General features: G+C 35.1%; 8 protein-coding genes and 1 tRNA gene. All 9 read right to left on the minus strand.

Annotated elements, in window-relative coordinates; translation table 11 throughout:
* Positions 1-337, minus strand: a 337-nt coding sequence (locus GIY83_RS18100; protein WP_208682738.1) for a transposase, incomplete at its 3' end; no start/stop codon positions are given.
* 157 nt (positions 338-494) lie between these two features.
* The gene (locus GIY83_RS18105) at positions 495-842 is read right to left on the minus strand and encodes a transposase (RefSeq protein WP_194620491.1); all 348 of its coding nucleotides are present in this window, start codon (positions 840-842) and stop codon (positions 495-497) included.
* A gap of 276 nt (positions 843-1,118) precedes the next feature.
* Complete coding sequence (locus tag GIY83_RS18110; protein WP_208682740.1) at positions 1,119-1,778, minus strand: HAD family phosphatase; 660 nt, start codon at positions 1,776-1,778, stop codon at positions 1,119-1,121.
* 288 nt (positions 1,779-2,066) lie between these two features.
* The gene (locus GIY83_RS18115) at positions 2,067-3,650 is read right to left on the minus strand and encodes an MFS transporter (RefSeq protein WP_208682742.1); all 1,584 of its coding nucleotides are present in this window, start codon (positions 3,648-3,650) and stop codon (positions 2,067-2,069) included.
* A 1-nt stretch (position 3,651) separates the two neighbouring features.
* A complete protein-coding gene (locus tag GIY83_RS18120; RefSeq protein ID WP_194620439.1) occupies positions 3,652-4,704 on the minus strand; it encodes an HlyD family secretion protein in 1,053 nt (350 codons plus the stop codon).
* Between the two features lie 95 nt (positions 4,705-4,799).
* The gene (locus GIY83_RS18125; protein ID WP_229029128.1) at positions 4,800-6,110 is read right to left on the minus strand and encodes a TolC family protein; all 1,311 of its coding nucleotides are present in this window, start codon (positions 6,108-6,110) and stop codon (positions 4,800-4,802) included.
* Between the two features lie 322 nt (positions 6,111-6,432).
* A complete protein-coding gene (locus tag GIY83_RS18130; RefSeq protein ID WP_194620442.1) occupies positions 6,433-7,254 on the minus strand; it encodes an AraC family transcriptional regulator in 822 nt (273 codons plus the stop codon).
* A gap of 245 nt (positions 7,255-7,499) precedes the next feature.
* Positions 7,500-7,573, minus strand: a tRNA-Asp gene (locus GIY83_RS18135).
* Positions 7,574-8,486: 913 nt separating this feature from the next.
* A partial coding sequence (locus tag GIY83_RS24970; RefSeq protein WP_229029129.1) for a hypothetical protein occupies positions 8,487-8,672 on the minus strand: 186 nt, incomplete at its 5' end.

Below are 8,672 nucleotides of genomic sequence, written 5' to 3' on the forward strand. Positions count from 1 at the left end.
ATCGATTCTCAGTATCCATCGCTTCCCAACGATATTTTATTCTAATCTCCTGTAATGCTTCTAGAGCTAATTTTTGAACATGAAATCTGTCGGTAACCTGTACCGCTCTTGGAAAACATCTTTTGGATATCAACTTCATGGAATTAGCCATATCAAGTGTTATTTCTTGGACATAACTTGTTTTTTTGTAATCAATTTTACAGATATGTTCAATGACCTGATCTGCCTTTGTCCCTGCAATAATAGCCACTAAGCAACCTTTTTTACCTCTGGCTTCCTTATTGGTTACAATAGTAAAAAGCTCACCCTGAGACAAGGCTACTTCATCAATTGACAAGTGGGTACCTATATTTTCAGGATAAATAATCCACTCATGCGCATGTTCTCTTGGAACCCACGTACTAAAGGAGCTTAGATGTTTTTTGTATTGTCTTTGTAGTTTTTTCCCATTGACTCCGAAGAAACCTCCAATGGTTCGACAATCGATAGCGGTCTTATCTATTAATTTCTTTTAAAAAAGCCGCAAACTCTTGAGTCATGCGGGTTCCTTTAGCAACTAAATTCCAATCTCTTTTAACGATCTCGCCTGTATCTTTATTAGTCCAGCGACGTCTTTTGATATGTAAATACACGAACTTGCCTCTCAGAGGAAAGTCCTGAATGGTAATCTCATCTTGAAAACCCTTTGAGACTAATTGAAGATCATTAAACTCTTTTGGAGGTTTAGAATTCTCTTCAAAATAGAGGTGTAATATTTCTTGGGTATTAGTAGATGAAACTACTTCAAAATGTTCAACTAAAAAATCAGGAAGCATAAACTTCAAAAGCTCTATAGGGGTCATATAAAATTCTTAGATTACAAAGTTCTTATTTTATTTTGACATTTCATCCCCAAGCTTTGCGCTTCATCCAATGTAACCCCAATATTGTCATTTCGACCGAAGGGAGAAATCACACTAGAAACTCCATACAGAATGTCGTCAATCTTTGTCGAATTACTACTGTGATTCTTCGTTTCTCAGAATGACAAACTGTGGGTAAAAAAACCTTTGTCAAAGTTTAAAACTTTGACAAAGGCTGTATTTAAATGAACTTATCACTTATATGGTTTAAAAATTCTAGCTATTTAATAACTCCAAGACCTTATCAACATTTACTGCGCTATAATCATTGATGTAAAAACTACATGGCGGAAGTTGTTCTTTTGTATGTGTACTCAAAACGCCAACAACTTTCATTCCGGCATTTAATCCCGCTGTAACGCCTGAGAATGAATCTTCGAAAACAATACAATTAGACGGAGAAACGCCAACACGTTTTGCAGATTCCAGATAAACTTCGGGATTAGGTTTATGAAATTTTACGTCTTCGCTGGCCATTACAGAGTTCATTTTGTCTTCGAATTTTAGCGCTCCCATAATCAAATCAAGATTAGCGCGCGGTGCCGATGTTGCCACGGCTGTTTTAAAACCTCGCGATTTCAATTCGCTTAGAAAATCCAAATAATGCGGAATGGTTTCGACTTTGTCTTTATAAATCTCCCGAAACATTCCTTCTTTTTCGTCTTCTAGTTTTATGAGTTCTTCTCCTGTAATGGGACGCTTGAAGAAATGCGTCATAATATAACCATTATGTTTTCCGTACATATGCTCTTCAAACTCTTGTTCTGAATGAGGAATTTGATATTTATCGAAAAATGCCTCGAAAGCTTTTGCATGATGCGGATTGGTATGACAAATCACGCCATCCATATCAAAAATTACACATTGCTGCTTCATTGTATGTTTTGTTTTTTTTAACGGTTGCAAGATAATTATTTCCACAGAGTTGTGCGGAGGTTTCTCGCAGAGTTTTTTGAATCTCGCAAAGTCGCGAAGTCGCAAAGATTCATTTATAACCACAGATTAGAAAGATTAAAAGGATTTTTCACGCAGATTCTGCAGAATTTAAGCAGATTTATTTTTTGATGAATTATAATAATTATCTGCGCATATCTGCTTAAATCTTTTTAAATCTGCGTGAAACAAAAAAACTTTGCGTCTTCGCAACTTTGCGAGATTAATTCATTAGCCTATCCAAACCTTACTTTTTACCAAAGTCATTGTTTGTCTTAAATGCTGATTGCATGCGATAAGAATAATCAAAACTACCAATCCATAACCTACAATGGTATAAATTTCCATATCGGCCAGTAAAGTCGATTGTTTGGTGATGGTTCCGAATACTTTTTTTAAGGCGAGAGCATTCGACTCGTCTAGTGAATATCCTTTTGCAGCGAAACTCTGCACTGTTTTGGTTATTGTTTCCTGAGTTTGCGGATTGTCGCCGGTTACAAATTGGCTTAGTTTAAGAAAGTGTTTTTTGTTTAAAAATACCATTGCGTTCTGCATCACACAAAACCCAATTGTACTTCCCCAAAAACGTCCTGAAACCCCAACAATTCCCGAAGAAACCGCCATTTTTGCCGGAACTGATGATGTGGTGAATAATATTAAGGGTACGAATAAAAATCCGACACCGATGCCTTGCAGAATATAAGGAATGATAATATCTGATAACGCGACATCGGGCACAAAAAGAAACGTAAACCAAAAATGAAACAACGCAATAAGCGAAAATCCTATTATAAAAATAAGCTTGGTCGAAACGGATTTCATCAGGAAATAAGCGGCTAAAATAAGCCCTATTACATTTCCTAGTCCGTTTATGTATTGTACTCCGGCAACTCGGGATGGATCCCAATTCCAGATCGAAAACATCGCCGAATGACAAAGACTCAATGTTGCTCTGCTGATATAAAACAAGAAGAACAATAAAAACCCAATTCGGAGATTGGCGTATTTAAATACTTCGAAATCAAAAGTGGGTCTTTTTACCAAAAGCTCTTTAAAGATGAATAACCCCCCTGTTATCAAAGCAATCACAAGCATTAGAACCATGTGCGAAGACTCAAACCAGTATTTTTTTTCGGCATACACAAAAAAGTAAGCACCGCAGAGAATCGCCGTTAGAACCAAAATATAACTGATCCAGTCGATTTGATACAAAGGGATTTTCTTTGTAATTCTATGTCCGCGAAAAGTCACCAGAATCAAAAAGACATTCAGAACCTGAAGTCCGCCTGAAACATACAGCATGTATTTCCAATCGTAATGATCCAGAAACCAAACGGCAATATTCATAATAAATGGCGTTGACAATAACAACGAGCCGTAATAAAAGGAGAAACCTATTATAATGGCATTTTTAGAATGAAACTGTTCGATCAATAATTGTCTGATCGTAATTACCGGAAGCGCCATTAAGATTCCCTCAGCCACTCTTAGCAATAAAAAAAGATAAAAATTAGTAATATACGCCGATGAAATAATCGTAATCCCGATTAGGGAATACACCGCTATCAGATAATTTTTTGCCGGGAAAAAACTCGAAAATCTACTTTCGATCAAAATCGTGGCCAGCAAAGTTCCGTAGGTAACACACATCGCAAACTGCAAATCTTCGGGCTCAATGTCCAGAAAACTTGCCGCGTAGGTTACGTTTGAAGTATAAACTCCCAATAAAATCATGGAATGCAGCAAACAGACAAACAAAATAATAATGATTGCCCACTTGGGAACCCAGGATTTAAATATACTTTTATCTTCCATTTTATTGGTGTTCGGCGATAACGGTGATGTTCATTCCGGCTCTTAAAAATTCGGCGTGCTTATCGGTTTCTTTCAACTGAATACGAACCGGAATTCTTTGCTCGATTTTCACGAAGTTTCCTGTTGCATTATCCGGAGGCAATAGCGAGAATCTTGCGCCACTTGCAGGAGATAATGAAGTTATGATTCCTGTAAATTCTTTGTCGCTTAAAGCATCGGCCTGAATTCGAACTTCCTGACCCACGGTTAAATATTGCAATTGTGTTTCTTTAAAATTGGCTGTAATCCATTTTTCTTTGCTTACTATAGAAAGCAACGATTGACCTTCTTTTACCAATTGTCCCGGCTGCAAAGTTCTTTTACCTACCCAACCGTCATAAGGCGCTGTAATTATAGTATACGAAAGAAACAATGCTGCATTATCTGCCACAGCTTGTTTTGATGCTATATTGGTTTGCATCGTAGGAACATTGGCCTGCGCCTGAGAAGTGCTTAAATTAGAAGACTGAATTCTTTCTCGCATTTCCTGAAAATGAGCCTGCGCCGATTCGTAATCTGCTTTTACCTTCTCTAATTGTTGCGAGGTTGCGGCTTCGTCTTTTACTAAAGCCTGGTATCTTTCATATTCTAATTTTGTTTTCCAAAGATTCGTTTTGGCGGCAGCCAATTGCGATTCTCCAATTGCGGTTGAACTTGCTGTTGTAGCCACATTTTTCTCGGCCACAACACTGCTTTGTTTCGCACTTTGTACATCGGCCAGCGCCACATTCAATTTCGATTTGTACTCTCTGTTATCAATAATTACCAAAGTATCTCCTTTATGCACAAACTGATTTTCATCAAAACGAACTTCCTGCACATAACCTGTAATTCGCGACATAATTGGCGTTACATATTGCTCCACCTGAGCGTCATTGGTTTCTTCGTGGTTTCTGTTAAACACATAAAACCAAATTCCTAAAATGATTCCGCTTGCCACCAATACGCAGGCAATAATTGTTATTAATATATGAAACGTTCTGTTTCTCTTAGTTTCATTTTTTATCTTAACCATAATAACTGTATATCTTTTTCTATTATCTTTTCTCTATTTTCTATGCTCTATTCTCTTTTCTTCTAAAATCTTGCCTCCATTCTCTTTATTCTAATCTAAATCTCCTCCGGCATTATCCCCGCCGTGTGAAGCAATTCGTAATGTTTTAGAATAGCGTCTAATCGGGTAGAAATCTTGTTGTATTTGGCCTGTAGTAAAGCGTTATCAGCATCGACCATTTCGGTTATTAAAACCAATTGATTGAGGTATTTCAGCTTTACGATTCGGTAATTTTCATTGGCCAAATCCAAAGCTTTATCAACCACCACAAACTTCTCAAGGATTTCCTGATATTGTGTATGTTCTTTAAACAGCTTATCCTGAATTTCATCTTTGATAATTTCGGTTTGCATTTTTTGCCATTCGATTTGCGTCGTAGCCTGTTCTACTTTGGTTTTATTTTTATATAAAGCCGAAAGATCAAAATGCGCCTCGATACCAATTTGCCCTAAAGTGTACAAATACGGATTTGGTGGAAAAAATTTGTAATTAGGATAATAAAAACCATAATTCCCGAAGAAGTTTACCGTTGGCAAATAATTTCCTTTCACCAACTTCAGTTCTGTTTTTTTGATGTTCAATTCCTGACTGGCGATTCGCATTTCTTCGTTCTGAAAAGCTTTTTGTAAATAAAAATCATACGGATCCAGACCGCTCATTTTATCCATATTGGCCGTAGTATCAATCGCTACTTCTTCATTTTCCGGAAGCTGAATCAACGTTTTTAAATCATGCAATGCGATCTTTATATTCTTAGAATTCGTCAAGGAGTTCAGTTCACGATCCGAAAGTTGTAATTCTGCCCTAAGAACTTCGTTTTTTGTAACGGTTCCATGTTTTTGAAGGGACTGAACTTCTTTTAATCGGCTTTTTTCTTCTTTGATGTTTTCTTCAAAAATCTTCTGAAGTTCCATCATTTTATAGATTGCCAGATAATTAGCCACCACTTCAAGCTCGATATCATTTTCAGTCTTTTCGCTTTTTATTTTGGCAATTTCATTTTCCTGATTGGCAATTTTGATGGCGTTATTGATCTTGTTTCCGGCATAAATTGGCATTTTAAAAGTGGAATTCACCTCATAAATTTCAGGAATCGCTTTGGTTACTTCTTTATCCTTTAAGAAACCGCTTCCTTTAAATTCCGTAATATTGGTAATTCTCGAATACACACCGTTTAATTCGATGTCCGGCAAACGGAGTTCTTTTCTTTCTTTGATGTTTTGCCCTGAGAGCGTCGTCTCTAATTGAGATCTAAGGATTTTTTTGTTGTTTTCTTTGGCCAGTTTCAACGCTTCGCTTAACGAAACCGAGTGAATTTCCTGAGCTTGTACGTTACTGAATGTTAATACGATTATAAATATCAACACGATTTTGAGAAAACAATCTTCTGTAGAATTTGTTGTTTTAAGGAACATGAATATATAAATATTTTAATACTGCAAAGTTCCTGCATTTTTTCGTTGACTGATAATTCTAAAAAGTCAATAACATATTCATTTCGGACAAATGTTAAAATTTTATTTTTCGAAAACGATATATTAAAATATTGAAAAACAACAAGTTGTGAAAAATCAAACAAATTGGGGTTTCACGCAGATTTAAAAAAGATTAAAGTTGATTTTGCAGATATTATAAAAATAAACCCGTGGAAATCTGTTAAATCAGTAAAATCCGTGGGCAAAAAACTTTCTATTTAGTTCTCAAGATATCTTCTCCATTTAAGTAATCAGAAGGTCTTTGTCCGAGGAATTTAAAGAAAGTATTACTGAATGTCGGTACACTACTATAACCTACTTCCTGAGCGACTTCTTTGACTGAAAGTTTTCTGTCAAGCAGCAATTCAATAGCTTTTAATATTCTTCGAATGGTATAATATTGAATGAATGACATATTAAGGTCTTTCTGAAACAAGCGATACAAAGAGCGTTCGCTATACCCAAATTGATGCGCCACCTCAGCAAACAGAATTGTTTCTCCCAGATTATTCTCTATATGTCGCAAAATTTTACTCAAACGCGGATCTTTGGGCTGTGGTAACTCTAAAGGTAAATTGGTCAGGCAAATTTGAGGTAATATTGCTTTGATCGCTTTGGCAATGGCAAAATTCGGACTTCCTTTTTTAAGATCACCATTCCACCTATTCGTAAAAAGCATCATTTGCAATAAAAGATTATTGACCGGATAGATACCTTCTCTTTTATAAAATACATCTTCGTCTTTTTCAACGGGAAAATATAAATTCCGCATTGTAACACTTTCAGATTTTGGTTCAATACTGTGCGCAACATCACTCGGAATCCAAATAAAATGTCTTGCTGGCAAAAAGTAGGTTTTGGTTTCCGTCGTTACAAAAACCACATCGCCTTCGGCATATAACAATTGCGCTTTGTCGTGTTTATGAGTAGGCACAAATAATTCTCCCATCAAATCATGGTGACAGTAAATGCTTTTTTTATCAGCATCTACTTTTTTGATATAGTATTTATCTAGTTTCTGACCGGAATGTTCCATTGAAGTAAATCGAATATCTTTCTTGTGATATAAATGTAGGGAAATTTAAATTCCAAAATTTTAAAAAATTCCAAATTTCAAAATGGATTGTGTAGATTTAACTGCAAAGTTCGCAAGGTGAAAACGCAAGGTTCGCAAAGTATAAAAAAAACTTTGCGAACCTTGCGTAAATCATAGCGCTCTTTGCGGTTAAACCTTAAAAATAAAAAAGCCTTTCCGTTAAGAAAGGCTTCTCCCAATATTTGCGGTCTGGACGGGACTCGAACCCGCGACCCCATGCGTGACAGGCATGTATTCTAACCAACTGAACTACCAAACCAACTGCGTTATTGTGAGTGCAAAAATACAACAGAAGTTTGATTCTGCAAGGGTTTTTGCGAATAAAAATTGAAATATTTTTAATGAACTGATTTTAAAGAAATTCCAAACCTTTAAAATTCCAAATTCCAAGCAAATCTTGACCGCTTTGTGAAAGCGCAGAATATTTACTACTATTTTTCGTATAAATTTCAATGTGTTGTTTTTAAAACATCGTCAATATTTTCAATTATTGAGACATAATTATTTATCACGATCATAACAATTAGTTTCCCGTGGTTAAAACCACAGACTATAATTGAAATCCGATAAAATGAATTTTAATATTCTCTTTATAATCAAACAAATTAGAACCTATTCGTACCAACACATCTTAAAACTCCAAAACGGAGCTTTTATATAATGTACTTCAATGTATTTATTTCGGAATTGTAAAATCTTTCGAAAGTAAAAATTTGACTCATGAAATACCCCTTTTTATTCAACATACAACAACAAGAGCTTTAAAATACACATCATGCCTAATAATTCAAAACATTTTATACTCATTAATAATTTATAAATTATCTGCGTAACAATGTATTAAATCAATAGAAAAAGCGCTTATACCAGAATAAAAATTTAATATTTGTAAGGATAAGTATATAGTTTTTCAAAAATAAACGAATACTTATTTAATGTTTCAGACATAAATTCCAAGTGTCTTAAAATGATTGGGATATTAATCAAACAAAAAAAACAATAGATCATGTTGAAAAAATTAAACTTAAATGGCGCTGTAGAATTAACCGTTAATGAATTAAAATCTATTAATGGCGGAAGTAACTATCCTGGATGTCCTGTACCAGACACGTCTAAAAATTGTTTTAGCGGACCGTCTTATTGCCCAAATCCAGACAAGTTACCAGTATGTGTTAAGCAAAGCGACCTTCAATAGATAATAATACTTTAAATTCATCAATTTGAATTACAACAGAGAGGGAATTAATTCCCTCTCTCTTATTTTTAACAATCTTCATGTTTATCAACAACTTTAGGAACAAAAACTCAAAAGCATATAAAAAGAAAAAAGCTTCTGATTTCTCAGAAGCTTTTTCAGT

Origin of the sequence: Flavobacterium sp. SLB02 (assembly GCF_009664855.1) — a bacterium.
In the GTDB taxonomy this organism is placed as follows: domain Bacteria; phylum Bacteroidota; class Bacteroidia; order Flavobacteriales; family Flavobacteriaceae; genus Flavobacterium.